The following is a 22,751-nucleotide window of genomic DNA, read 5'->3' as shown; positions in this document are numbered from 1 at the left end:
TATGTAGCCGGTTTACACTCCAGTCTAATGCGAATCTTGAATCTCTCTAGATTGCGGTAGCCGTAGGCTCTTCGTTTGATTACCTTCACTTTGTTGTGTGTCCCTTCAATCTTGGCATTCGTTACCCGAAAGGAAAAATAATGCTGAATGGGCTCTTGCCACTGGACAATCGTTTTGGCAATGGAACGAACCGCAGGAGTCGGAGAATAGAGATGGTCGACAATCCATTTCTGAAGCGCTTCCTCCCCTGCCTCTTGGGTTTCAACGGCATACACGGTTCTTATGTCTTGAAGCGCAAAGTAGAGTCGTTCCAGATGTGGATCTTCTGCTAACCAAATCTTCAGTTCCTGAAGCTCTTCGGGCTTCAGCTTGTCAGGAATCGTATGGAGCAGGCGCTGCTCATGTCTGCCCCGACGATGTGTCCCACGAGCATGAGTGCGTTTTCGGGTAGCTTCCAACGCTTTAGTGTATTGAATTGCCGATTATCGTCAATGGTAGGAGATTGGGGCTGCTATGTCAAGGAGGGACATGATTTGGTAGCAGGCCACCTACAGGAGAAGAAAGGTTATTTCTACATCGTCTTAAATTATAAAGACGAATGCGGAAAGAGGAAAAATAAGTGGATTTCCACGGGTTTGTCTGTGAAAGGCAATAAGAAGAAAGCCGAAGCATTGCTTATTGAAGCTCGTAAAAATTTTGAAGTTCCCCAACAAGTAGATCAAGAAAACCCATTGTTTTCTGATTTTATGCTTCAGTGGCTGGAAATGATGAAACATCGTATTCACTACCACGCTAACATCCGAAAAGCGCTTCAATATGCGTTTAAAACGGATATGATTCCATCGAATCCCGCGGATAAAGTAGAACGCCCGAAAAAAATAAATTTGTCGGCAGTTTTTATGACAAAGAAGAGATGAACAGGTTATTCGACGCGGTCAAAGGCGATCCAATTGAATTAGCCGTATTGCTCGCTGCATTTTATGGCTTACGTCGAAGTGAAGTAGTCGGGTTAAAGTGGGATGCGATTGACTTCAAGAATAAAACCATAACCATTCAACATACTGTGATCGAAACGTCTGTTGAAGGGAAACTTATTATCGTAGAGAAAGACCGTACCAAAAATAAATCAAGTCATCGTTCCTTGCCGCTGGTTGCAGCATTTGAAGAACTTCTATTACGGATAAAGAAACAACAAGAACAAGACAGATACCTATATAAAGATTCTTACTGCACCGATTACCTCGATTACATTTATCTGGACAAGCTAGGGCATCGAATTAAGCCAGGATATATTATGCAACTCTTTCCCATCGTACTCTCAAGGCATAATTTGCGACGAATTCGCTATCACGATTTGAGGCATAGCTGCGCCAGCCTACTTCTGGCCAATGGAGTTAGCATGAAAGAAATACAAGCATGGTTGGGGCATAGCGATTTCTCAACAACAGCAAATATTTATGCCCATTTGGATGTCAGTACGAAAATCACTTCAGCCCATGCAATGAGCGAATGTTTACAGCTTTAAAAAACAAAAAAATTCTTTAGGTTATTAATCCTAAAGAACATTCTCCTAGATTATGGTGCCGGTGAGAGGACTCGAACCTCCACTCCCTCGCGAGAACTTGATTTTGAGTCAAGCGTGTCTGCCATTCCACCACACCGGCATGTAAACAAGCTGTAGTTTAATACTAGCACATTTTCGCTAAAAAATCAATGGTGGGGAGAGACGGATTCGAACCGCCGAACCCGGAGGGAGCAGATTTACAGTCTGCCGTGTTTAGCCACTTCACTATCTCCCCAGCTTAGCGTGCGCCTGCTGATTTTCACTTGTATCTATCAGAGACGACGCTTTTAAATCTACCATGAACAAGTTGATCCTTCAATAAATTTTACTCAATGAATTTCCGTTTGCTGCAAAATTTCCTGCGCCCACTGCTGAAAAACGGCGAGAGCCTGCTCCACCTCCGGAAAATGACGTTGCTCCTCACAGGCGTAGTCGGGAAATTCGAGGATGCGGTTTTTGCGGATGAGCACTTGCCCTGCCTCGCATTTGATCTCCAAAAAATACGGCACAGATTCGTCGATGCCGAAGCGATTTTCCAAAAACTCGTACGTGCGCACCCACTCCAAAATTTGCACTTCAGAGGGCTGCAAGCGCAAAACTTGCTCCAGCGACATGATCGTTTCGTTTCCATAGTAGTGCATGCACTTTCTCCGCCTTTCTGCATGAAAATGGACGGAGCCGCGACTCCGCCCTGTATTCGTCCTTTTCGCTTCTGCCTTTCCCTAAATCGCGGAAAGCAGCTCTTTCAATTCCTTGACGATGACTTGCTGGTAGCCGGTTCCTTCGCCGTACTGCTTGAGCATTTCCGCGCGCGCTACTTTGATTTTTTCTTCGTAGTCCGGCGCGTTGCGGTCGGGATTTTGCTGCTTGAATGCCGTCATGACTGCCTGGACGTGGCTTGGGCGCGGGCCCCATTTGGCCAGGACATGTCCGCCTGTATCTGCGAAAATAACGACCGGGATCGCGCGGCCGCCCATGGTCAAAAACTCATCCATCAGGTCGAGGTGGTCTTCCATGACCATGATTTCGACAGGCATGTCCGTTTCTTTCAGCGCGTGGAGAACGACGGGCAAGTTTCGTACCACGTCCCCGCACCATTCTGCGGCGAGAATCAGGCATCTGAGGTCATCCCGATGTTGCAGCGAGGCAAAAAACGCCCGCTCCTGCTCATCTGCCCAAGCAAACGCTTCCGACCAGCTTTGGAAAGCCTCCTGATTTTTGGTCATGCCTTCGACGAACGCTTTTGGCGTCAGTCCCGTGCGAAACTTATGTGCGACATTTGCAGCCATGTGCTTGCCTCCCATGTATGTATGTGGACTTGTTCTAGTATCTTTTCCACAGCAGGAGCAAAAGTCCTTTTTCTGCGAAAAGCGGCTCGCCGTTTTTCCTGCCCGGAGATGCGGCTGTGTGCGGTCGACAAACGCGACGCTGGCTTGTCTAGCTTACTCGGATTTGCCAGGCGCTTGCTTGTCCGCTTCCTGCTCCTGCTTGGCCAGCTCCATCATTTTTTGCAAAAGAATGTGCTGCGGCATGTGCATCAGCCGCTCCAATGGAACATTCAAGGCTTCGGCAAGCTTCACTGCGGTTTCCGGCGAGATTTGCAAGGGACGCATGAAAACAGCTCCTTTCGGTTGCGAAATGCGGTCTTTTCAGTATAATACATGGCGTCCGAAGCTGCCAGAGAGGGCGGCCCCAATCAAAAAGAGATAATCCCCTGCTTTAAGCCTTCTGGCAGGGATTATCTCCTGACGATCGGGTACCTGTTTTCGCTTACGCCTTTGGTTTGGTAAGAATACAGGGAACCCCGTTTCCAATCGCACCAGGCTGGGACATGCGCTCCAAATACGCCAAGCCGCGCGCGCATTGCTGCTTGCATGCCAGGCATGTGCTGGAGGTCACGATTTTCAAATTCAGTTGATTGGGGTGCTGCCGACTGTTTCTTTTCTTTACCTTTTTGCCCTTGGCCATCCGATCCCCTCCCTTTGCCCTGGTTCACTCCAGTCTATGAGGGAGAACAACCCTGTTCTTTAGGCAAACATACAAAACGGGATCGCTGTCGGCAAAATGGGCCAACGCTCGCTTTGACGGCAAAAGAAAACCGCCGGGCAGCGTGCGCCAGCGGTTCGGATGTTTCGTTCGCTACTTTTTCTCGTTCTGAAGCTGCCGAAGCTCCAGCTCCAGCGTGCTTGCGTCAATCATTCCGATGATTTTTTTGCGAATAATGCCCTGTGCGTCGATCAAGTAAGTCGTGGGGAAAGCCTGTACGAGATAACGGTTGGACACCGAGCCGCTTACGTCCATCGGGATGGGAAAGGTTAACTTGTAAGTTTGCACAAAAGCTTGCGCGGCTTCGGGGTTGTCGCTGCTCGTCACGTTCACCCCGTACATGTCAATCTGTCCGCCGTACTTCTCATAGATTTTCTGCAAATCCGGCGCTTCCATCCGGCATGGCCCGCACCAGGATGCCCAAAAGTTGAGCAGCAACGGCTTGTTCCTTTTTCCCTCGACCTTGTACGTCTGATTGTCCAGGCCAGTCAGGGTAAAGTGAGGCGCCATGTAGCCTACTTCCGGTTTCTGAACATCTGCTACGACTGACGCTGATGACTCCGGCTTCTCCCATACCGCGATTCCTGCTCCCGCAATCACCAGCACCGCCAGCAACAGCTTTTTCATTTCGTCACCTCTGCATGACTGATCTTAAAATCCTGTAAAGCCTCCGAACAATTGAATGAGCACGCGCGTAATGTCTGTCAGTTTGTCCGTGTACAACAGCACGCCGAACAAAATCATCACGCCGCCGCCGACTTTCATGAATTGATCCGAATACTTGACGATCGCGCTCACTTTACTGATGAAAAACGTCATGACGAAGAACGGAATGGCAAACCCGAGTGTATAGGCCAACGTGTACGTCAAGGCCCGAGACGGATCGGTGACTCCGAGCACGATAATGCCGGAGAGAATCGGTCCGACACAAGGCGTCCATCCAGCAGCATAGGTCATTCCCACCAGTATGGACCCAGTATACCCCAAAGGGCGCGATTTTAAATCGATCTTGAACGACCGCATCATCCAGTCCATTTTAAACACTTGCAGCATGACAAGGCCGATAATGATGAGCAAAATCCCGCCAAGCTGCCGGATCAGGTCCTTTTGGTTGACGAACAGATTGCCAATCCACGAGGTAGACAGCCCCAGGGCAATAAAAATAATGGAAAAGCCGATGATGAAAAAAAGCGTATGTAAAAGGGCCTGCTTTTGGAAGACGGCTTTCCCTTTTTTCACTTCATCCACTGTCACTCCGGTGATGTAGGACAAAAAAGACGGATAAAGCGGCAGACAGCAAGGCGAAATAAACGAGAGAAACCCCGCCGCAAACGCCAAAAACACCGTAAGATTCCCAGTCATATGTACCTCCGAATGGTTGTTTCCTCCACTATATTCCTTATTGTAACGAATCTTTCTCCCCTTCAAAAGCGAAACCGGCACTTTGTCTTAAATCCGTGACAATTACGTTACCATTATCACCGTTATGGGCTACACGCACCGATTCCTCCGCCCTTTTTCCCAGCGGCAGCGGCTTGGGCGAAGATTTTTTCCATATTCATAGAAAAAAGAGGCGGACAATCGCTCCGCCTCTTCCTTCCATCTCCTGTTTTACTGCTGAATGCTAACCTTGCTGCCATCCTGCAGCATCGTGATTCCGGTTACGACAATTTTGTCGCCTTCTGCAAGGCCGCTTGTGACTTCGATCTTGTCGCTGGACGATTTTCCCGTAGTGACTTCTACCTGCTTCGCAATGTCGCCCTCAAGCCTGAACACGTATTGCTTGCCGTCGCGGTCAAAGACTGCTTTGCGCGAGATGACGAGAGCTTTCGCGCCGCTCGCTCCGTCGGATGGGAACGTCACATTGACGACCATGTCGGACTTCAGCTCATTGGATGGGTTCGGGATCGTAATTTCGATCGGATACGCTTTGAGCGCAGAATCCATCACAGGGCTGACTGCCGTTACTTTGGCATCAATCGTTTTTCCAGTCGATTGCACGTTCACTTTCACGACGGTGCCGACTTTGACTTTCGTGATGTCCGCTTCGGACAGGTTCGCTTTTACGAGCAGAGGGTTGGTGTTGACTACTACCACGACTGGCTGCTGCCCTGCCATTTGGCCGACCGCTCCGTTTACGCTGGAGACAAAGCCGTTGATTGGCGAAGTAACGGTCGCGTTCGCCAGTTGCTCACGGGCGTTTTGCAAGCTGACCGCAGCCTGTTTCGCCGAAGCCGCCGACACTTGCACGTTCGCTTTTTGCTGGGCGACCTGCAAGTTTTGCTGCGCGTTGTCATAAGCAGTTTGCGCGTTGGTCAACTGCATGTTCGCCTGCTCCATTTGCTGGGCGGAGATCGCTCCCTGCGTATACAACTGGTTCATCCGCTGCTGGTTCAGCTTCGCGTCAGCCAAAGCGACTTCCGCCTGCTTCAGTCCGTTGCGCGCTTGAACGAGTCCCTGATCCGAGCTGCTTCCAGCCTGATTCAAGCTCGCCTGGGCCAGCTCGTATGCGGCTTCCGCCTGTTTGACGCTGTTTTGCAAATCTTTTTCATCCAGTTTAAACAGCACCTGGCCTTTTGTCACATACTGTCCGAGCTGCACGGGCAGCGAAGTGATCTTGCCGCCCATTTTCGGAGTGAGCTGTACTTCTTCACTCGGCGCCAGCTTCGCCGTCAGGCCCGACTCTGTCGTGACGGAGCCTGTGGCGACTGTTTCGACCTGGACAGGTGTTGCCGCTTCCACCGTTTCTGCCTGCGGTGTTTCCGCTTGCGGGCTGGAACAACCTGCCACGAGGCTTACGGCCAATACGGCCAGTATGACGGGTTTTATGCTAAGTTTCATGAATGTCCCTCCTCATCCCACAAACGCTTCTTACGATTCCAAAGCGGGAACGGTTTTCTTTTGTTTCTTTTCTTTCCGTTTCATGCGTCTTTCACGACGCTTTTTGCCGATATCGTCAAACCACGAAGTGACGACCGGAACCAAAACAAGGGTAATGAGTGTCGCAAAGCTCAGACCGAAAATAACGGTGATAGCCATTGGTGCCTGTGTCTCTGTACCCGATCCGCCGGAAAAAGCCAGCGGTCCAATCGCGAGGATCGTCGTCAGCGTCGTCATCAGAATCGGACGCAGACGGATTGGTCCGGCATGGAGAATCGCTTCGCGCAGCTCCCAGCCTTTTGCCCGCAACTGGTTCACGTAGTCGATCAGCACGATCGCGTTGTTCACGACCAGACCGATCAGGAGAATGTACCCGATCAATACGGATACGCTGATCGTCGTTCCGGTAACCAAAAGTCCCAGGAGAACCCCTGTAACCGTCGGCGGAACCGAGAACATGATGATGAACGGGCTGTAAAACGACTCGAACTGCGCCGCCATCACCATGTACAAAAGCACAACGGAGAGCAGAATCGCGAGCGCGAGGCTGCCGAACGACTCGGCCATGTCCTGGCTTTGTCCGCCGAACTCGACTTTGTAACCGTCCGGGAGATTCAGGTTGTTCAGTTTCGCCGTAATCTCCTGTGTGACGGAATTCAGGTCACGCCCGGCCAGATCACTCGTAACCTTCACTTCGCGCGTCAGGTTGGAGCGGTTGATCGTGAGCGGCACGTCCACTTTGCTGATGGTAGCCACCGAGGACAGCGCGATTTGTGCCCCGCCTGGCGCAGCAATCCGCAGGTTGTTCAAGTAGTTGATGTCTTCTTGATAATTTTCAGGCAGCTTCAGGTTAATGTCAATCTCGTCATCGCCTGTACGATACTTCGTGACCGTTTGCCCCTGGAAGGCCGTCCGGACGCTGGAGAGAATCTGTCCTGTCGACAAGCCGTACAAGCTCGCTTTTTCCGCGTCGACCTTGACTTCAAATTCCTGTCTGGACGCTTCCAGGCTAGTTGTAACGTTGCTCGTACCAGGTACTTTTTCGACCTCGCCCTTGATGATCGCACTGATGTCTTTGAGGACGGCCAAATCGTCGCCGCGCACATTCAGCTCGATTGGCGAGCCCATGGACATGCCTTCTGCTGCGCTCACCTTGATTTCCGGCCCCGGAATATTTTTCAGCTTCTGCTGCAAGTCTATGGCGATGTCGCTTGAGGAACGTTTGCGCTCTGTCACGTCGACGAGCAGCAGCGTGATCGTTGCCTGGTTGGAGGACAGCGTGCTTGCAATCGGCGAACCGTTGCTGCCGATCGACGTCGCCACAATGTCTTTTTCCGGCACTTGATTCACAATCTCTTCTACTTGCTTGGCGACTTTTTCCGTCTCAGCCAAAACGGTTCCGTTCGGCATCTTAACCGATACAGAAATTTGTCCCTGGTCCATGCTCGGGATGAACTCCGCCCCGATCAGCGGCGTCAGGGCAAGCGAGCCGACCATCATGACGACAGAAGAAAACATGACTGTTTTTCTGTGGCCCAAAGCCCATGCCAGCAGCTTTTGGTAGCCTTTTTCCACTTTGCCAAACCCGATGTTAAACCAAGTAACCGGGTTGATGCCACGATAATTTTCGTGATTCGCATGATTCGGTACTTTCTTCAAAATGCGCGAGCTGAGCATCGGCACCAGCAAAATCGAGAAGACGAGTGCCGCAATATGCGAGTACACGACTGTCAAAGCCAGCGGTCCGAACAGCTCGGAAGCAATCCCTTCCGTCAGGGCAATCGGCAAGAATACGCAAATTTGCGCCAAGGCGGAGGCCATAACGGCCGTTCCAACCTCTTTGGAGCCGTCGAGCGCAGCTTGCATCATGCCTTTTCCTTGCTCCCGCTGGCGGAAGATGTTCTCCAGCATAACGACCGCAAAGTCGATCAATGACCCCAGCCCCAGCGTCAAACCGGAAAGCGAGATCAGATTGATCGTCTGTCCTGTCATGTACATCAACAGGAAGGTCGCGACGATGGATACAGGCAACACGATAATCGCGATCAGCATCGACTGTAGGCTGCCCAGGAAGAAGAACAGCAGGATGATCCCGACCAGTCCACCGAGCAGCGCGTGCTCCGCTGTTGTGTAGATCGAATCTTTGATGTAGGTCGAAGTGTCAAGCGTCGTAGTGATTTGCACGTGCTCCGGCAAATCCGCCTTGATTTTCTCCAGCTCTGCTTTTACTTCGTCGGCCACCTCGATGGTGTTTCCGCCGGAAGCTTTCGTAATGGAGATACCGAGGCTCGGTTTGCCATTTACGTAGCTGAGCTGCGTAATGTCTTCAAGCGTATCTCTGACTTCGGCAATATCGCTCAGGCGAATGGAGTTGGCCCCTACCGAAATCGGCGTCAGCGCGATTTCCTCCACGCTGGCAAATTCACCCTGGACGCGGATGTTCATCTTGCTGTCCCCTTCACGGACGGAACCGGCGGAGCCAGACAGGTTGCCGCTTGCGAGCGCCTGCTGGATTTGCTCCAGGGACAGTCCGTACGCGGAGAGCTTGGCCGGATCGACGATGACGTCGACGATTCGGTCCTGACCGCCGCTGATGGAAGCAGCCGCGACGCCGTCAATACGCTCCAGTCGCGACTGGATCATGTCTTCCGCGAGCTTTTTCAGCTTGTTGACATCCTGCTCGCCTGTGACGGCAAACTGGATGATCGGCTGGCTGTTCGGATCGATGCGCAATACCCGCGGCGCATGCGCGGAATCAGGGAGCATGCTCCTCACCTGATCGACTTTCTCTCGCATATCGAGAGTGGCCTGATCGAGATCCGTTCCCCAGTTAAACATGAGGATGACCTGCGAGGCCCCTTCAATAGACACGGATGAAATGCTGTCCAGGTTGGAAACCGTACCTAGCGCATTTTCGATCGGTTTTGTCACCAGTTTTTCTACCTCACTGGGTGAGCCCCCGTCCACAGACGTGACGACCACGGCAACCGGAAAATTCAGCTCCGGCATCAAGTCAATCGCCAAGCGAGGCAGGGAGACGAAACCGAAAATCAGCATGGCCACGGTCAGCATAATCATCGTGACCGGACGTTTAATCGAGAGTTCAGACAGATTCAAATCCACTCACCTCTTCTGGAAAACTTGACATGGCTAATCGTGACACTTTCGGCATTGCCATTTGCCGGAAGCGACAATTAGCCTGTTATTTCTTTCTTTTGGGAGAACAATTGTTGCAGCGCATGAAGAGATGAGATCGCGTGAGGATCTTCCGGCTTCAATTCCCGTTGTTCAGACACGCGCTCCGTTAAGGAAACCCACACGATTCGGCGGTCGGTTTGGTCTCGAAAACGACGCACCAGATTTTCCTGCTCCAGCCTGTTGATTAATCCTGACGTGGTACTGTACGGAAGATCGACAGCCTTGCAAATTTCCCCCATCGTTTTTGAACCGTTGCTGAGCTGTTCCAAAATCAGCACCTGCTGCCAGTTCAGATCAGTGCTGTCCAGTTCCTTTTTGGAAATGGACGCAAACAAGGCACTCGCTTCTTTCAGGAGCTTAGCCAACTGAATCAGTTCTTTCATGAAAGCCTCCCTCACTATCCCACATGACCCATCTACATCTTTTATTAGCCAAGATTTATTCTACCTATAGTCATGAGTAGTGAAGTCTATCAGCAGGTTGATTTCCCGTCAGCGAGGGGTCTATCTGGAGATAGACGACACCCCGTGCTAGAATGAAAGTAAACGAGCATCCGGCCAGAGAAAGAAGGATATCTTTTTGCTGAAACTGAGTATAAAAGCGATTCAAAAACGTTTGCTAATCATCTGGTTCTCCATTTTGATCGTGCTGGCCTTGCTGCCAGATTCGTTCATGCGCGAGACTCCCTTACAGTTTTCTCTTACGATTGTACTATTCTTTTGTTACATTGTGGTATTCTGGATTTCAAAAAGGAACTGGAAGCCGTACCAATTTGAACTAGCTACGGTTATGCTCGGCACCATGGCGCTCTTAAAAAGCGTGTTCGCCGGAGGAGAAGGCTTCGGAATGATGCTCCCGCTCGCCGTCTTTATCGGCTTTTACATCGAAGGACGGCGTGCGCTGGCTTACGCGAGTTTTTTTGGCGCGTGCACCACGTTGTTTTTGTATTTTTACGGCATCCTCCAATTTCCGCATATCATTCCGTTTATCCTGACGTACATCGGCTGCTATATCGGGGCGCGGGGATACCGGATTCAAAGCGAGGCGTACAAAACGAACCAAGCCCATTTGGAGGAGCTGCAACAAGCCCATACCGAGCTGCAGGAAGCGCATTCCCAGCTTCAGGAAGCGGCCTTGCACTCGTTGCAGGTAGCGGTTCTGGAGGAACGGACGCGGATTGCCCGCGACATTCACGACGCGCTGGGTCACAGTCTTACCTCGCTGATTGTCCAGCTTCACGCGCTGAAGTACATGCTGCAGGACGGACCGGAGCACGCGCAGGAAGCCGTGCGCAACATGCTCGGCGTAGCGAAGCAAAGCCTGGAAGAAATCCGCACCTCCGTGCATACGCTCGCCATGGACAAAACATCGCTGGGACTCACTCCGCTGCGCGCTTTGCTGTCGCAGGCGCAAAAGCATACAGGGATCAAGATGGAGCTCATCTCATCCGAGCTGGATATCCCGCTGTCCCAGGAGCTGACGATCACGTTTTACCGGATTTTACAGGAAGCGATTACAAATACGCTGCGCCACTCCAATGCAAAAGAAATTCAGGTCATGATCGAGCAGCGGGAAGGCTCCCTCTACTTCTCGATACAGGACGACGGTGACATCACTCCCCAGGATCAAATCAAGCCTGGGTTTGGACTGACAGGGATTGCCGAGCGCATCAAGCAGTTGAACGGCAGCCTGTCCTATTCGGCAAAAGAACCGCATGGATTCAAACTCGATGTAAGATTGCCGCTGGAACATCTGGAAAAAGAAGGGAGCATACGAACATGACAGACCAAGCCAAAAAAATTCGTGTGGTCCTGGTAGACGACCAAAACATGATTCGCCAAGGGTTGGGCTACGTGATACAAATGCAGCAAGATATGGAGGTCGTCGGAGAAGCCTCTGACGGGGAAGAAGCTGTGGAGCTGGTAGGAAAAATCGTGCCAGACGTAGTGTTGATGGACGTGCAAATGCCGAAAAAGTCGGGGATTGAAGCGACACGGGAGATCATGAACATGCATCCGGCCGTCAAAGTATTGATTCTCACCACCTTTGACAACCACAATTACGTCGTGGAAGGAATCCGCGCAGGCGCTGTCGGCTACATGCTGAAGGACGCCGACTCGCAGGAGATGCTCGACCTGATACGCAGAGCCTCCCAGGGGGAAGCTCTTTTTCATACCGCGACAGCAGCCAAGGCGCTGGCGGAAGCCCTGCAAGTTCAGCGCAGCGTTTCCGAACACGCCTCTGCTCCTTCAGCCCTGCTCGATGAGCTGACAGACCGCGAGCTTGACGTCCTGCAACAGATCGCCTACGGGTATCGAAACGATCAGATCGCGCAAAATTTGTTTATTTCGGAAGGCACGGTAAAAACACACGTGCACCGCATTTTGCAAAAAATGGGCGTCGAGGACCGCACCCAGGCAGTCGCCAAAGCCCTTCGACTCAAAATCGTGAAGTAAGACGAAACATTTTCGTTTCAGCAGGCAGAAGGATAGAGCGAGACACGCGTGCCGTCGTCCTGCAAGCGCCATATCACCAGCCCGTCGTGCAGGCGGGCGGCAGACATGGCTTCCTGGACGGCGGCAATTGCTTTTTTCATGTCGATCACGCAGCAAATGACGGCAAGCTCGTCCCGGCTGTCGTCTCCTCCGTCACTATGCCCGTTTCCAGTCCGGCCGAGACATTCATCGAGCAACGCCTCGATAGCATACCTCATCTCCACATCTGCTTCCGACAGGTGCGGAAAGCTCACCACCAGCTTCTGCCAGTCTTCTTTTGCCAGTTCCGCATAGCCTTTTTCCTTCATTTCTTCCGCCCAGTTTTGCAGCACATGAGTCGGCTTTCCTTCGATTTGCTCAGCCACGATCGCATAGTGGTCGCCGCTCTCGCCTACCTGACCGTAATGGACCGTGTACAGACGGTCTTTTTCGTCATACCACGCTTCCCAGTAGCTCCACCTCTTTTCGTTTTTATGCAACATCCGGATCACTCTACGTTCAACTCCGTTCAGCCTTTTTGTAAATTATTCCACCAAACGACACAGTTTGACAACATCTTACATAGAGATTGATTCGAAAGACTTGCAACCTTTTGAGCTAAAAGGACTTCATGCCTACTTCAAACAGATTAACCCGCACAGAACTGCGCCTTTTGGCGTGAAATCCGGATTGGACAGACGCCGCATTTTTCGGAGGAAGGCAACAAAAAAAGACGGATGGTTTGCTCCGTCTTTTTGGATAAGGAAACAGCTTCTATGTGTTTTCCGATACGGAAAGAGGCAGGCGGATTTCAAAGCGCGCTCCATTCAGTCGCGGCGAGTTGTCGGCAAAAATTTCGCCGCCGTGATCTGCAATGATGCGCTGGGTCGTGGACAAGCCAAGTCCTGTCCCCTCCTGCTTGGTCGTAAAAAACGGCACGAACAAATTGTCCAGACAAGCGGTACTCAGTCCCGGCCCGTTGTCCTCGACGACGATGACGACCTGGCTGATGGAGGCGCAGACGGTGACGCGCACCACGCTGCCTTGGGTCAGCAGCGCTTCAAACGCATTTTTCATGATGTTCAGGATCGCCTGCTTGATGCGGGAACGGTAGCCGAACACGTACCATTCGCCAGGGGTGATGTCGAGCTCCAGCTTGATCCCCCTGCGATTGGCTTCTGGCTCCAGTAAACGAATGACCCCAAAAAGCTCGTCCAGCACGAGAAAACGTTCGGAAACGATTTTGTCATCCCTGTACCGGGCCAAAACCAGCACGTCGTTCAACAATCCGTCGATGCGTTCGATCTCCGTCAAAATGACGGAAAAGTAGGACTCGCTGCGCCCCGCCTCTCCCTGCTCGCGCAACAACTGGATGAAGCCTTTGATCGAAGTAAGCGGATTGCGGATTTCATGCGCCATCCCTGCGGCTAGTTGTCCTACAGCCGCCAAAGCTTCCCGCTTGTTCAGCTCTTCCTCGTATCGTTTGCTCTCGGTAATATTTCGAAAAACGGCGATTGCTCCCCACATCTCGCCCATGTAAAAAATCGGACTGGTGCTGACTGTCGTCCATTTTGCACGGTATTCTGCCATGTAATGGCCTGACTGTCCGCGTTCGACGACCCATTGGACGAACCTTTCACTCTCGTGCGGCAAGAAAGCTTCGTCAATGTTCTGTCCGATAATTTGCTCGCGTTTGACGCCAAACAGATGGCACAACGCATGGTTGGCCTCGATAATTTTCAGCGTGCGATCAATCATCAAAACGGCTATGTCGCTCGAATGCAGCACCAGTTGGACCAGCTCCTGCTCGGCAAGCAGGGCGAATTGTTCCCCCTGCGCCCGCTCCAGAGCCGTGCCCGTATGTGGCTGCTGGCTCGGCGGTCGATGCTCCTGGCTGTAGACGCCCACGACTTGGGCAATCAACTGGTCCATCGCCAGAAAAAACGCGTATTGTCCCCGTAAAAGCTCAAGCTGCTCCGCCTCGCTTTGCACCAGCATGGCAGAGTCGTTGTTCATCTGCTCGACAATGCTGTCCCGGCACACCCGCAGGCATTGTACCAGCGTCGCAAGATTCAATCCTTGAAGCAAACACTTGTAAGCGATTTCGTTAATTTCTTGTTCTGCTGCTGTTGGATCATTCTCTTCCACAACTTCCGCCCAGCGAAAGAGCAGTTGGACAAGCAAAGCCTCAGTATGTGCGCGGTCTCCCAGAAGCGAAGCAGAGTGGTCGTGTTTTTCAGAAAGAAAAGAAAACGTTTTGGCCACCGCTGCAGGGGCCAAATGAGTAAGATACTTACTTATTCGATTTTTCAAAACGCTCTGACTCCTTTTCTTCTTCTTGCTTCATTGAGGCCTTCCTTCAAGTATGTATGATAATGATTCTATTATGGACACAAAACCGACATGATGTAAAGAAGAGTGTCCAACAAACAGGTAGATTATCGCCAGCCGATCCCGCTGACGTGAGAGGGTTGCCGCGCATGCCGTCTGCCGGCGATTGTTTGTAGACAACTTTCCTGCCAGAAAGCTAATTGAAACCGCTCTCTTATCTACTTCTATCATATCACGATCATGCATGAGTTTGGCAAAAAAACGTTTATTGTTCAACGATTAAGAAAAAAAGCATTTGCCCAGCAACGACAAATGCTTCCTTTTTCCTATGAGTGAGCTTTCACGATGTAGTTGCGCAAGTCGGATTTGACCGGGCTGTTCTGGTTTGTGCCAGCGTGAGCGCGCTTGAACGCTTCGCTCTGCGTCCAGTTTTGGAACGCCTGTTCATCTGTCCATTTCGTGAAGACGATGTACTCGTCGCCTTCTGTCGGCGCGAGGAAGAGAAACTCCAAAAACCCTGGAACTTCCTTCATCCGCTCGCCACCGCCGCCAAAAGCGCGTTCGAGGTGAGACTGGTAATCGGCAGGAACTTTCAATCGGTTCATTGATACGTACATGCTTGTCCACGTCCTTTTCTAAATGGGTTGCCCTTCCATTATACAACGACGCAGCGAAAAACAAAAAACCGCAGACGCGTCAGTCACGTCTGCGGTTGATCTGCTGCTCCAGCATAATATCCATCAACAAAGTGTCCTGCAACGGGTCTTTTGGATCAACCGTCAGCAAAGCCGCGACAGCCGCCATGGCGCAGCGCACGGACTGGTACGAGTAAAAAGCGTCGCGCTCCGTCTCGCTGAACAAGGAAAGGTCCGAGCGCTCCTGGACCGGATAAGGAAAATCGGTTTCCACGCCTGCCCGATCCAGCACGATCAGCGCCTGCTTGATCGCAAGTAGTGCCGCGCTGACGCTGAGCCCGTACTCCTGGCGCAAGTCATCCCATACTTGGAAAGCGGACCGCTCCACTCTCTCCTGATTCGGCCGTGTGATGATTCCCGATTTCCGCCCTTCCTTCAAAAGCCAGTCGACGAAGATGTCGTGGCGCGGTGGAAACGCATACACTTGCAGCTTCATTTCAAGTTCCGTCGGAAAATCTTTGGCGAAGCGCGCATGAGCCAAAGCCATCTCGTAGCGCCGGGATGGATGCCCGGGCACCGTCACAAAAACGGTATCCTGGCGAACAGCGGCAATCTGCAGCTTCGTCCTCGCCGGAATCCGGCCCTGGGGCGCTTTTTCCCGGCGGATGTTGCCCGGAATCAACTCCGTTCCGAACTGGTGATACTCCAGGGGAGAATCAATCCACGGAATCGGTTCGCGGGTTTGAATCTCGTACAGTCCGTTAAAAGTCACCCATTCGCCCGGACGTCGCTGACTGCGAATCAGGACAGCATGGACTTCTTTTTCCGGCGGCAATTCGGTATCCTGATCGTCCGGAGGCGGCTGGAGCCGCTTGTGCTCGATCAGGATGCAGTCGTTCAAGTACAGTCGCTCAAGCAACTCCCGTTTGCTGACCCATTCGTATCCGATCCGGTAAATCCGATTTTTCATCGGTTCCACCTCCTTTTGGTCGCCAGTATCGGTTTCCTTCGTGAATGAGTAATGTTACCCTACCATATGTATTCGTCTCTTTGTCCGTGCTAGATCGAGCGTACAATCCGCAGCAAGTCTGCCGCCGCTTTCCTGGGCGAGTCGGCCCGGCTGATCGCGCTGATGACAGCGACGCCATCGGCTCCCGCGCGTAGCACCTGCTCTGCATTCTCAAGCGTGATCCCGCCGATGCCCACGATCGGCAAGTCGCTGCCGACAGCCTCCCGGATGGCGCGCAGTCCCTCAGGTCCAATCGGCTCGCCCGCATCTGCCTTCGACGAAGTGGCGAACATCGCTCCTACCCCGATGCAGTCTGCACCACCGCTTTTGGCGGCGAGCGCTTCCTCCACCGTCCCTGCGGACACGCCGATGTACATGGCTTCGCCTACTTTTGCTCTCACCTCGGCCAACTGCATGTCATCCTGTCCGACGTGTACCCCGTCCGCTTGCAGCCGAACAGCCAGTTCCACATCGTCGTTGACGAAAAACAGCGCTTGCGCTTCGCGGCAAAGCTGCTGAAGCTGCCGTCCCAGCTCGTGGCGCTCCTCGGAAGTCAGCTTGCTGCCTTTGTCGCGCAACTGCAACGTACCGACTCCGCCCGCAAGCGCCTCGCGCGCGATTTCGATTGTCTTCTCGCTGGAAAATCCGCAATCCTGGGTGCCGATCACCAAATAAACGCCCATCTTTTCCCGAAGTGTTTGCCTGTCGTTCATTTTTCATTCCCCTCCCAACGATCCAATGCCTCGCGATAAGCCATAGCCACTGCCTTCGCATCTGCCGCATTGGTAATTCCCGATAGTACGGCAACGCCTGCGCAGCCTGCGGCGAGTACCTCAGCAGTCCGCTCCGGCGTAATCCCGCCAAGCCCGATCACGGGAACCGTCCACCTGGCCGTTATTTTCATCAGCTCGCCCGTCCCTCTGGGCGCGAGATTCGGCTTCGAGCCGCTTGGAAAAATGTGTCCGTACATCAAATAGTCTGCCCCTGCTGTCACCGCCTGTTCGGCTTCCGCGAAGGAATGGACAGAGCGACCTACTTTTTGTTCCCGCCGCAACACTTGCCGCGCGTCGCTGACCTCCAGACTGTGGTACGCCAGATGGGCGCCTGCACAGCCGGACGCGGCACTCACATCGACCCGATCGTTGACCAGCAGGCTTGCGAGCGGAACCACATTCGCCAAAGCCCGAACCCAGTCCATGCATTCCCTGGCGGTTCGCTGCTTTTCGCGAATATGCAGGTAATCCATCCCTCCGGCATAGGCCGCCTCGGCCATCCGCAGCACCTCTTCGAGCGTTTGCCTGCCGCTCGTAATGACGTGAAGCTCCCGGCTAGTGCGCATCTGCTTTGGCATCGGCACTGGCACCGCCTCCGGACAACGCCGTCAAGCATTCCTGCAGCCATCGCGTCGTCTTGTCGTCGTTGCCGGCAGGCGCTTGCGCGAGCAGCTCCACGACTAGCCTCCGCACGAAAAACGCTTGCTGCACCGTCAGTGGAAAGGTAATCGTTTTTGGCTTGATCTCTTGCTTCTCCAGCGTCTCCACTCCGGCCAAAAGCATATCCCCGATGGATTCGACCAGCTCGCGAAGCTGCTCGTTTTGCTTCAACTCGTCGTAGCATCCGTCGTAGAGTCGGCACAAAATCAAAAACGCCTGTGACGACATGGTCACCGGCTGTACGTCATGCAACGGTTCCGTCATACTGTTTTCCCCTCCACTCGCTTGAAAAACAAAACCTATTATAACACAACTCGTCCGGAATCGAACCATTTGCTGTGCGGGCCAGGCTGGTGAAAAGCAGAAAAAAACCGCTGAAAGCTCAGCGGTCTTTGGCGGTACCTTCGTTACGGTCATTGTGGTGGGATTGGCGCAGGTTCGTGTTCTGATCGTTGTGATCGAGCGTTTTCCCGCGGTTTTTCCCCAAGTCTTTGCTGTTGTTGTTTTTGCCCAACGGATTCACCTCCTGTGGTCATCACACACAGGATAGCGTAACCAATTTGGCACGGTTTATTAGTGAACGGTCTGGTGCCGGGTCCGCTTCCACAGCGCATGGACCAGCGCAAAGGGCAGACGCCAGCCAAGCAGAAAGGCCAGAGTCACGAAGTAGGTCACGCCGGCAAAAATGAGCGTGATCGGCACGCCCGTCCACCAGGAGCGGATCAATAGGCCAATCGGAGCCGCCAGCGTCCACGTGAACAGCATCGTGAGCAACTGCCGTCCCCAGGACGAGTAGGCGCGCTCCGCATAGGTGCGAAAAACGAGGATGGCGATGATCCAGCCGATCAAAAACGGAGCCAGCGTCTCGCCTATTCCGAGAAACGTGACTGGCAAGTTGTGGGCCAGCTTTCCATAGTAGACAAACAGCAAAAAGGCGAGCAGATCCCCGGCGAGCAGGACGCAGCCGGTTGGCAAGATGCGGAGTCTCATGTACACCCTCTTTTCTAAGCGCAACTAGAGGTATTCCTCAAGGTTCATCCCTATTGTACACATGCAGCTTTGGACCTACAATCGCCCCGCCCCTTTATTCACCAAACAGCAACATTTCCAGCCGTTGCTTCACCTCCGGCCACTCCCTGTCGAGGATGCTGAAATAAACCGAATCGCGAATGTATCCGTCCCGCATCACCATATGATTGCGAAGCACGCCCTCGCGGATGCCGCCGATGCGGGCGATGGCGCGCTGGGAGTTGAGATTGCGCGCATCGGTTTTCAACTGGACGCGAATGCAGCCAAGTTCTTCGAAGCAGTGGCGCAGCAAAAGCCATTTGCACTCAGTGTTGACAGCCGTTTTCCAGACGGCGGGGGTCAGCCACGTAAAACCGATTTCCAGTCCGCGATCTTTGCGGGAAATGGCGAGAAACCTCGTGCTGCCGATGACCTGCCCGTCCGCGCGGTTGACGATGGCAAAGGGCAGCTCGGTTTGCTCCGCCTCGTTTTTCAGCGCCTGCTCGATAAAAGCTTGCGCGTCTTCGCGCGTCTGAATCTCCACCGACATGTACGACCAGATTGGCGGAAAGGCCCCCGCAGCAAAAATTCCGTCCACATGCGCCGGGCGCAGCGGCTCCAGTCTGACCCGCTTTCCTTCCAATGTGACAGGCTCGATTGTTCGCATCTTCGTCTCTCCTCTGCTGTACTGCCCGGCTGTCCGGGCAGTACAGTTTCCCGAAATTTTTCCTATGATAAGGGGGGAGGAAGCCGTTGTCAAGAAGCGATAGGAAGCTTTGCGACAAACGAGCCGGCAGACGAACAGCTTGCGGACGGATCCTCTGCTGTATGCCTGAAGGAAAATCAGGCTTCTTCGTTAATCACGACTTGTTTTCCTCGCCGCTTCAACAACAGCGGCACGACGAGCCAGGCCAGCGCGCACAGCAGAAAGACGGCGGACAGCGGCTTCGTGTAAAAAATCGAGAAGTCGCCGTTGGATGTCGTCAGCGCGCGGCGCATGTTGTTTTCGATCATCGGGCCGAGCACCAGCCCCAGTACGAGCGGGGCGAGCGGAAAGTCGTTTTTGCTCAAAAAGTAGCCGAGAATGCCGCAACTGACGAGCAGGATGAGGTCGAACGTGCTGATCTGTACTGCGTAGACGCCGAAAACAGAGATGGCGATAATCATCGGAATCAAAAAATGCGGCGGCGTCTCAATAATTTTGGCAAACACTTTGACCAACGGCATGTTCAGCACGAGCAGCATCAGATTTCCGATGAACATGCTCGCGATCAGTCCCCAGGCGATTTGCGGATGATCGCTGAACAACAGCGGCCCCGGCTGGACGTTGTACATGAGCAGTGCCCCCATCAAGATCGCGGTCGTCCCCGATCCCGGGATTCCGAGCGTCAACAACGGGATCATTGCCCCTCCGGAGGCGGCATTGTTCGCGGATTCCGGGGCGGCTACTCCGGCGATCTCGCCTTTTCCGAAGCGCTCCGGGTGCTTGCTCCATTTTTTCTCCAAAATATAAGAAAAGAAAGAGGCCAGCGTCGCGCCTGCTCCCGGCAGCACGCCGATGAAAAAGCCGAGCAAAGAACCGCGCGCGATCGGAGCGGCACTCTCCTTGAGGTCTTGCTTCGTCGGGAGAATCCGGCCGACCTTGATAATTTCCTGCGAGGACTGGTCGTTTTCCAGAATCGTTTTGAAAACCTCTCCTAGCGCGAACAGGCCGACCGCGATGGTCAGAAACTCCAGCCCTTGATACAGGTCGGGGATGTCGTAGGTGAAGCGGGCGACTCCCGATACGTTGTCGATGCCAATCGTGGCCAGCAAAAGCCCGAGGACGGTCATCAGCAGCGCCTTGGTCATTGACTTGCCGCCAAGCCCGCTCACGGCGCACAGGCCGAGCAGCATGAGCGAAAAATACTCGGCCGGACCGAACTGCAGCGCGAGGTCAGAGAGCGGATCGGCGAGAAAGACGAGCGCGACCAGCGCCACGATCCCGGCCACAAACGAGCCGATGGCCGCAATCGACAGCGCCGCTCCCGCCCGTCCCTGCCGCGCGAGCTGATACCCGTCCAAGGTCGTGACGACCGAAGACGATTCGCCTGGCGTGTTCAGCAAAATCGACGTGGTGGAACCGCCGTACATCGCGCCGTAGTACACGCCTGCCAGCAAAATCAGGGCGCTCGCCGCGGCCATCTCCGGCGGCAAGCCCGCCGTCAAGGAAGCTGTGACCGGCATCAGCAGCGCCACTCCGCTCATCGGCCCGATGCCCGGCAGCACGCCGACAGCCGTCCCGATCAGCACCCCGATAAACGCGTAAAGCAAGTTATGCCATTGAAAAGCGATGAGAAATCCATCGGCCAAATAGTCCAGCGCACTCATTCCGATCCCTCCCTAGACGCCGAGCCAGGTTGGAAGTCCTGGAAGCGTTCCTTTCAGCAATTGCACGTACACCACGTAGACGCCGACGGAAAACAGCAAGGAGACAACCGCCGATTGCAGTTGGCTTTTGCTGCCCATGACCAGAAACGTGACGTAAAGAAACAGAGCGGTAGCGATCATATACCCGATTGGCTCCAAAAGCAGGACATACAGCACCGTCGCCACGAGCATCAGGAGAAACCGTTTGTACAAAAGTTTTTCGGGCGCTTCTGCCACGGCACGGTTTTTCGCCTGGAATGTCTCCCAAAACAGGCGCAGGCTGAGCAGGACAAGCAAGATGCCCAAGCCGAACGGAAACATGTTCGGCCCGACCTGGCTGCCGTATGCACTGGTCGATATATGCTGGCTCTCCGCGATGAAAAAAGCGCCCACTAGCGCAAAAGCGATACTGCCGTACCGATCAAACCTTGCGTTCATACGTACCTCCTTTTTCGATAAGGGAGTTGCAGACGCGTCTTTCTCTCCACCAGGAAAAGCGGACGCGCGCCGCAAAAAGCGGGGGAAAAAAAGGAGAGGAGTGCCCTCTCCCTATTTCGCCATGCCAAGCGAGGTCAACAGCTCTTTTACTAGCTGATCCTGCTCCTCCAAAAACGCCGTGAAGGTCGCCGCGTCCTTGTACTCGCTCTCCCAGCCGTTTGCGGCAAGCTCCTGCTTCCACGCTTCGCTCTCCGACAACTCTTTCAGCTTGGTATCCCAATACGCTTTGGCATCCGCAGGCATGTCAGCCGGGCCGAATACGCCGCGCCAGATCGTAAACGTCGCATCAATTCCTTGTTCTTTCAAGGTCGGGACGTCCTTCAGCTCTCCGCCCATTCGCTCTTCCGACGTGACGCCGAGCACGCGAACCTTGCCTGCCTTCACATATTCTCCTACGCCGGAGGCATCGGTCGCGATCATGTCGGCATTGCCGCCGAGCAGGGCCGCAATCGCTTCTCCGCCGCCGTCGTAGGAGACGTACTTGACCGTTTTCGGGTCCATACCGTATTTGGCGGCGGGCAACACGCTGACGAGGTGATCCATCGAACCCGGAGCCGAACCGCCTGCGAGCGTCATTTTCGTCGGGTCTTTTTTCAGCTCGTCCAAAAAGCTTTTCATATCCTTGTACGGCGAATCTGCTCGCACGACCAGGGCGCCAAAGTCTTTCGTCATTTGCGCCAGTGGCGTCACATGCTGGAAACCGAACGGACTGTTCCCCTCTTTTTTGTTATGGTTGATGAGAATCGGCGGAGAGCTGACGAACAGCTTGTAAGGGTTGCCTTTGTCTTTGCTGACGTATTCCGCCATGAAGACGGTCCCGCCGCCGCCTGGCTTGTTTTCTACCGTAATCGCTTCGGTCACCAGCTTGCTCTCGTTCAATACTTTGCCGAGCGAGCGGGCTGTCTTGTCCCAGCCGCCGCCTGCCCCGGATGGAGCTACGAACACGATCGGCTTTTCCGGATAGTTGGATGCAGTAGGCACAGGCTGCGCGCCCGAGCCGGACGAGCCGATATTCGCCCCGCCACAGGCGGCCAGCGCGAGCGTAAAGAAAGCAGACAAAGTAATGAGCATGCATCTTTTCTTGTTCAAACAAAAATCCCCCTCGAACCCGTCGTTTTTGTAAGCGTTACCACGCTTGCCATTAACGTATCATGCCGGGTCTTGCGGGGAATAGTTTTCGTGCATAGGGTCACTAGCGTTGCATAAAAAATGCGTTCGTAATTTGTCGAAGTATTCTGAATGACATTTTCAGCTACACAACCAAAA

Annotated in this window: 28 protein-coding genes and 2 tRNA genes; 4 read left to right on the top strand and 26 right to left on the bottom strand. The window is 53.5% G+C overall.

The window, feature by feature from the left end:
* A partial coding sequence (locus AC3WJN_RS23425; RefSeq protein WP_242507351.1) for a transposase occupies positions 1 to 458 on the bottom strand: 458 nt, incomplete at its 3' end.
* Between the two features lie 75 nt (positions 459 to 533).
* Here AC3WJN_RS23425 and AC3WJN_RS23420 point away from each other — a divergent pair.
* The gene (locus AC3WJN_RS23420) at positions 534 to 917 is read left to right on the top strand and encodes an Arm DNA-binding domain-containing protein (protein WP_202801634.1); all 384 of its coding nucleotides are present in this window, start codon (positions 534 to 536) and stop codon (positions 915 to 917) included.
* Positions 914 to 1,525 (top strand): site-specific integrase, encoded by a 612-nt coding sequence (locus tag AC3WJN_RS23415; protein WP_007783952.1) that lies wholly within the window; start codon positions 914 to 916, stop codon positions 1,523 to 1,525. The genes AC3WJN_RS23420 and AC3WJN_RS23415 overlap by 4 nt, the downstream gene beginning before the upstream one ends.
* Before the next feature lie 53 nt (positions 1,526 to 1,578).
* Here AC3WJN_RS23415 and AC3WJN_RS23410 read toward each other — a convergent pair.
* The 11 genes from AC3WJN_RS23410 to AC3WJN_RS23360 all read right to left on the bottom strand — a co-directional run bounded on the left by AC3WJN_RS23410 (position 1,579) and on the right by AC3WJN_RS23360 (position 10,071).
* A tRNA-Leu gene (locus AC3WJN_RS23410) sits at positions 1,579 to 1,664 on the bottom strand.
* Between the two features lie 50 nt (positions 1,665 to 1,714).
* Positions 1,715 to 1,799: transfer RNA gene (locus AC3WJN_RS23405), tRNA-Tyr, on the bottom strand.
* A 94-nt stretch (positions 1,800 to 1,893) separates the two neighbouring features.
* Positions 1,894 to 2,205 carry a hypothetical protein gene (locus AC3WJN_RS23400; protein ID WP_005830927.1) on the bottom strand — a complete coding sequence of 104 codons (312 nt, stop codon included), beginning with the start codon at positions 2,203 to 2,205 and terminating at the stop codon, positions 1,894 to 1,896.
* A gap of 81 nt (positions 2,206 to 2,286) precedes the next feature.
* A complete protein-coding gene (locus AC3WJN_RS23395; RefSeq protein ID WP_007783950.1) occupies positions 2,287 to 2,853 on the bottom strand; it encodes a thioredoxin family protein in 567 nt (188 codons plus the stop codon).
* A 153-nt stretch (positions 2,854 to 3,006) separates the two neighbouring features.
* Positions 3,007 to 3,177 (bottom strand): YycC family protein, encoded by a 171-nt coding sequence (locus tag AC3WJN_RS23390; RefSeq protein WP_005830931.1) that lies wholly within the window; start codon positions 3,175 to 3,177, stop codon positions 3,007 to 3,009.
* Between the two features lie 157 nt (positions 3,178 to 3,334).
* Complete coding sequence (locus tag AC3WJN_RS23385) at positions 3,335 to 3,532, bottom strand: hypothetical protein (protein ID WP_005830933.1); 198 nt, start codon at positions 3,530 to 3,532, stop codon at positions 3,335 to 3,337.
* A 171-nt stretch (positions 3,533 to 3,703) separates the two neighbouring features.
* The gene (locus AC3WJN_RS23380; RefSeq protein WP_005830934.1) at positions 3,704 to 4,237 is read right to left on the bottom strand and encodes a TlpA family protein disulfide reductase; all 534 of its coding nucleotides are present in this window, start codon (positions 4,235 to 4,237) and stop codon (positions 3,704 to 3,706) included.
* Positions 4,238 to 4,261: 24 nt separating this feature from the next.
* Positions 4,262 to 4,972, bottom strand: a complete 711-nt coding sequence (locus AC3WJN_RS23375; RefSeq protein ID WP_007783947.1) for a cytochrome c biogenesis CcdA family protein — start codon at positions 4,970 to 4,972, stop codon at positions 4,262 to 4,264.
* Between the two features lie 249 nt (positions 4,973 to 5,221).
* Positions 5,222 to 6,451, bottom strand: coding sequence for an efflux RND transporter periplasmic adaptor subunit (locus tag AC3WJN_RS23370; protein WP_007783945.1), 1,230 nt, complete (start codon positions 6,449 to 6,451; stop codon positions 5,222 to 5,224).
* A gap of 30 nt (positions 6,452 to 6,481) precedes the next feature.
* Positions 6,482 to 9,607 carry an efflux RND transporter permease subunit gene (locus tag AC3WJN_RS23365; RefSeq protein WP_007783943.1) on the bottom strand — a complete coding sequence of 1,042 codons (3,126 nt, stop codon included), beginning with the start codon at positions 9,605 to 9,607 and terminating at the stop codon, positions 6,482 to 6,484.
* Positions 9,608 to 9,684: 77 nt separating this feature from the next.
* Positions 9,685 to 10,071 carry a MarR family winged helix-turn-helix transcriptional regulator gene (locus tag AC3WJN_RS23360; protein ID WP_005830943.1) on the bottom strand — a complete coding sequence of 129 codons (387 nt, stop codon included), beginning with the start codon at positions 10,069 to 10,071 and terminating at the stop codon, positions 9,685 to 9,687.
* A 196-nt stretch (positions 10,072 to 10,267) separates the two neighbouring features.
* Here AC3WJN_RS23360 and AC3WJN_RS23355 point away from each other — a divergent pair, with 196 nt between their 5' ends.
* On the top strand, positions 10,268 to 11,470 hold the full coding sequence (locus AC3WJN_RS23355) for a sensor histidine kinase (protein ID WP_007783941.1): 1,203 nt from the start codon (positions 10,268 to 10,270) through the stop codon (positions 11,468 to 11,470).
* Entirely contained in the window at positions 11,467 to 12,144 is a 678-nt protein-coding gene (locus tag AC3WJN_RS23350; RefSeq protein WP_007783939.1) for a response regulator transcription factor, read from the top strand. The genes AC3WJN_RS23355 and AC3WJN_RS23350 overlap by 4 nt, the downstream gene beginning before the upstream one ends.
* A gap of 17 nt (positions 12,145 to 12,161) precedes the next feature.
* On the opposite strand, the gene AC3WJN_RS23345 is transcribed toward AC3WJN_RS23350, so the two are convergent.
* The 14 genes from AC3WJN_RS23345 to AC3WJN_RS23280 all read right to left on the bottom strand — a co-directional run.
* Positions 12,162 to 12,665 (bottom strand): hypothetical protein, encoded by a 504-nt coding sequence (locus AC3WJN_RS23345; protein ID WP_007783937.1) that lies wholly within the window; start codon positions 12,663 to 12,665, stop codon positions 12,162 to 12,164.
* Positions 12,666 to 12,936: 271 nt separating this feature from the next.
* On the bottom strand, positions 12,937 to 14,475 hold the full coding sequence (locus AC3WJN_RS23340) for a two-component system sensor histidine kinase NtrB (RefSeq protein WP_007783935.1): 1,539 nt from the start codon (positions 14,473 to 14,475) through the stop codon (positions 12,937 to 12,939).
* A 344-nt stretch (positions 14,476 to 14,819) separates the two neighbouring features.
* Positions 14,820 to 15,110, bottom strand: coding sequence for an antibiotic biosynthesis monooxygenase family protein (locus AC3WJN_RS23335; RefSeq protein ID WP_005830951.1), 291 nt, complete (start codon positions 15,108 to 15,110; stop codon positions 14,820 to 14,822).
* A gap of 79 nt (positions 15,111 to 15,189) precedes the next feature.
* Complete coding sequence (locus AC3WJN_RS23330) at positions 15,190 to 16,098, bottom strand: hypothetical protein (protein WP_005830953.1); 909 nt, start codon at positions 16,096 to 16,098, stop codon at positions 15,190 to 15,192.
* Between the two features lie 89 nt (positions 16,099 to 16,187).
* Entirely contained in the window at positions 16,188 to 16,850 is a 663-nt protein-coding gene (gene thiE, locus AC3WJN_RS23325; protein WP_005830956.1) for a thiamine phosphate synthase, read from the bottom strand.
* Complete coding sequence (locus AC3WJN_RS23320) at positions 16,847 to 17,488, bottom strand: thiamine phosphate synthase (RefSeq protein ID WP_237716644.1); 642 nt, start codon at positions 17,486 to 17,488, stop codon at positions 16,847 to 16,849. Before AC3WJN_RS23320 ends, thiE begins: the two co-directional genes overlap by 4 nt.
* On the bottom strand, positions 17,466 to 17,834 hold the full coding sequence (locus tag AC3WJN_RS23315) for a hypothetical protein (RefSeq protein WP_007783929.1): 369 nt from the start codon (positions 17,832 to 17,834) through the stop codon (positions 17,466 to 17,468). The genes AC3WJN_RS23320 and AC3WJN_RS23315 overlap by 23 nt, the downstream gene beginning before the upstream one ends.
* Positions 17,835 to 17,952: 118 nt before the next feature.
* A complete protein-coding gene (locus AC3WJN_RS23310) occupies positions 17,953 to 18,084 on the bottom strand; it encodes a hypothetical protein (RefSeq protein WP_255320463.1) in 132 nt (43 codons plus the stop codon).
* Positions 18,085 to 18,143: 59 nt separating this feature from the next.
* Positions 18,144 to 18,560, bottom strand: a complete 417-nt coding sequence (locus AC3WJN_RS23305; protein WP_007783927.1) for a DUF3054 domain-containing protein — start codon at positions 18,558 to 18,560, stop codon at positions 18,144 to 18,146.
* Between the two features lie 94 nt (positions 18,561 to 18,654).
* Positions 18,655 to 19,245: a GNAT family N-acetyltransferase gene (locus tag AC3WJN_RS23300; protein ID WP_005830964.1), complete on the bottom strand. Its 591-nt coding sequence runs from the start codon at positions 19,243 to 19,245 to the stop codon at positions 18,655 to 18,657.
* Between the two features lie 176 nt (positions 19,246 to 19,421).
* Positions 19,422 to 20,948, bottom strand: a complete 1,527-nt coding sequence (locus AC3WJN_RS23295) for a tripartite tricarboxylate transporter permease (RefSeq protein WP_005830966.1) — start codon at positions 20,946 to 20,948, stop codon at positions 19,422 to 19,424.
* A 12-nt stretch (positions 20,949 to 20,960) separates the two neighbouring features.
* Positions 20,961 to 21,425: a tripartite tricarboxylate transporter TctB family protein gene (locus tag AC3WJN_RS23290; RefSeq protein WP_007783924.1), complete on the bottom strand. Its 465-nt coding sequence runs from the start codon at positions 21,423 to 21,425 to the stop codon at positions 20,961 to 20,963.
* A 111-nt stretch (positions 21,426 to 21,536) separates the two neighbouring features.
* The gene (locus tag AC3WJN_RS23285; RefSeq protein ID WP_007783923.1) at positions 21,537 to 22,574 is read right to left on the bottom strand and encodes a Bug family tripartite tricarboxylate transporter substrate binding protein; all 1,038 of its coding nucleotides are present in this window, start codon (positions 22,572 to 22,574) and stop codon (positions 21,537 to 21,539) included.
* A partial coding sequence (locus tag AC3WJN_RS23280) for a hypothetical protein (protein WP_492329337.1) occupies positions 22,571 to 22,751 on the bottom strand: 181 nt, incomplete at its 5' end. The genes AC3WJN_RS23285 and AC3WJN_RS23280, both read right to left, overlap by 4 nt.

This window comes from Brevibacillus sp. FW306-2-1A-C05A (assembly GCF_058781555.1).
The sequence above is the reverse complement of the archived record's forward strand: the minus strand, read 5'-3'. Positions and strand labels throughout refer to the sequence as shown.

What these genes read in the sequence shown, in the direction of transcription:
- AC3WJN_RS23415 (WP_007783952.1), top strand. Translation starts at nt 914, where the DNA reads ATGAACAGGTTATTCGACGCGGTCAAAGGCGATCCAATTGAATTAGCC.
- AC3WJN_RS23400 (WP_005830927.1), bottom strand. Translation starts at nt 2,205, where the DNA reads ATGCACTACTATGGAAACGAAACGATCATGTCGCTGGAGCAAGTTTTG.
- AC3WJN_RS23395 (WP_007783950.1), bottom strand. Translation starts at nt 2,853, where the DNA reads ATGGCTGCAAATGTCGCACATAAGTTTCGCACGGGACTGACGCCAAAA.
- AC3WJN_RS23390 (WP_005830931.1), bottom strand. Translation starts at nt 3,177, where the DNA reads ATGCGTCCCTTGCAAATCTCGCCGGAAACCGCAGTGAAGCTTGCCGAA.
- AC3WJN_RS23385 (WP_005830933.1), bottom strand. Translation starts at nt 3,532, where the DNA reads ATGGCCAAGGGCAAAAAGGTAAAGAAAAGAAACAGTCGGCAGCACCCC.
- AC3WJN_RS23380 (WP_005830934.1), bottom strand. Translation starts at nt 4,237, where the DNA reads ATGAAAAAGCTGTTGCTGGCGGTGCTGGTGATTGCGGGAGCAGGAATC.
- AC3WJN_RS23375 (WP_007783947.1), bottom strand. Translation starts at nt 4,972, where the DNA reads ATGACTGGGAATCTTACGGTGTTTTTGGCGTTTGCGGCGGGGTTTCTC.
- AC3WJN_RS23370 (WP_007783945.1), bottom strand. Translation starts at nt 6,451, where the DNA reads ATGAAACTTAGCATAAAACCCGTCATACTGGCCGTATTGGCCGTAAGC.
- AC3WJN_RS23360 (WP_005830943.1), bottom strand. Translation starts at nt 10,071, where the DNA reads ATGAAAGAACTGATTCAGTTGGCTAAGCTCCTGAAAGAAGCGAGTGCC.
- AC3WJN_RS23350 (WP_007783939.1), top strand. Translation starts at nt 11,467, where the DNA reads ATGACAGACCAAGCCAAAAAAATTCGTGTGGTCCTGGTAGACGACCAA.
- AC3WJN_RS23345 (WP_007783937.1), bottom strand. Translation starts at nt 12,665, where the DNA reads ATGTTGCATAAAAACGAAAAGAGGTGGAGCTACTGGGAAGCGTGGTAT.
- AC3WJN_RS23335 (WP_005830951.1), bottom strand. Translation starts at nt 15,110, where the DNA reads ATGTACGTATCAATGAACCGATTGAAAGTTCCTGCCGATTACCAGTCT.
- AC3WJN_RS23330 (WP_005830953.1), bottom strand. Translation starts at nt 16,098, where the DNA reads ATGAAAAATCGGATTTACCGGATCGGATACGAATGGGTCAGCAAACGG.
- thiE (WP_005830956.1), bottom strand. Translation starts at nt 16,850, where the DNA reads ATGAACGACAGGCAAACACTTCGGGAAAAGATGGGCGTTTATTTGGTG.
- AC3WJN_RS23320 (WP_237716644.1), bottom strand. Translation starts at nt 17,488, where the DNA reads ATGCCAAAGCAGATGCGCACTAGCCGGGAGCTTCACGTCATTACGAGC.
- AC3WJN_RS23315 (WP_007783929.1), bottom strand. Translation starts at nt 17,834, where the DNA reads ATGACGGAACCGTTGCATGACGTACAGCCGGTGACCATGTCGTCACAG.
- AC3WJN_RS23305 (WP_007783927.1), bottom strand. Translation starts at nt 18,560, where the DNA reads ATGAGACTCCGCATCTTGCCAACCGGCTGCGTCCTGCTCGCCGGGGAT.
- AC3WJN_RS23300 (WP_005830964.1), bottom strand. Translation starts at nt 19,245, where the DNA reads ATGCGAACAATCGAGCCTGTCACATTGGAAGGAAAGCGGGTCAGACTG.
- AC3WJN_RS23295 (WP_005830966.1), bottom strand. Translation starts at nt 20,948, where the DNA reads ATGAGTGCGCTGGACTATTTGGCCGATGGATTTCTCATCGCTTTTCAA.
- AC3WJN_RS23290 (WP_007783924.1), bottom strand. Translation starts at nt 21,425, where the DNA reads ATGAACGCAAGGTTTGATCGGTACGGCAGTATCGCTTTTGCGCTAGTG.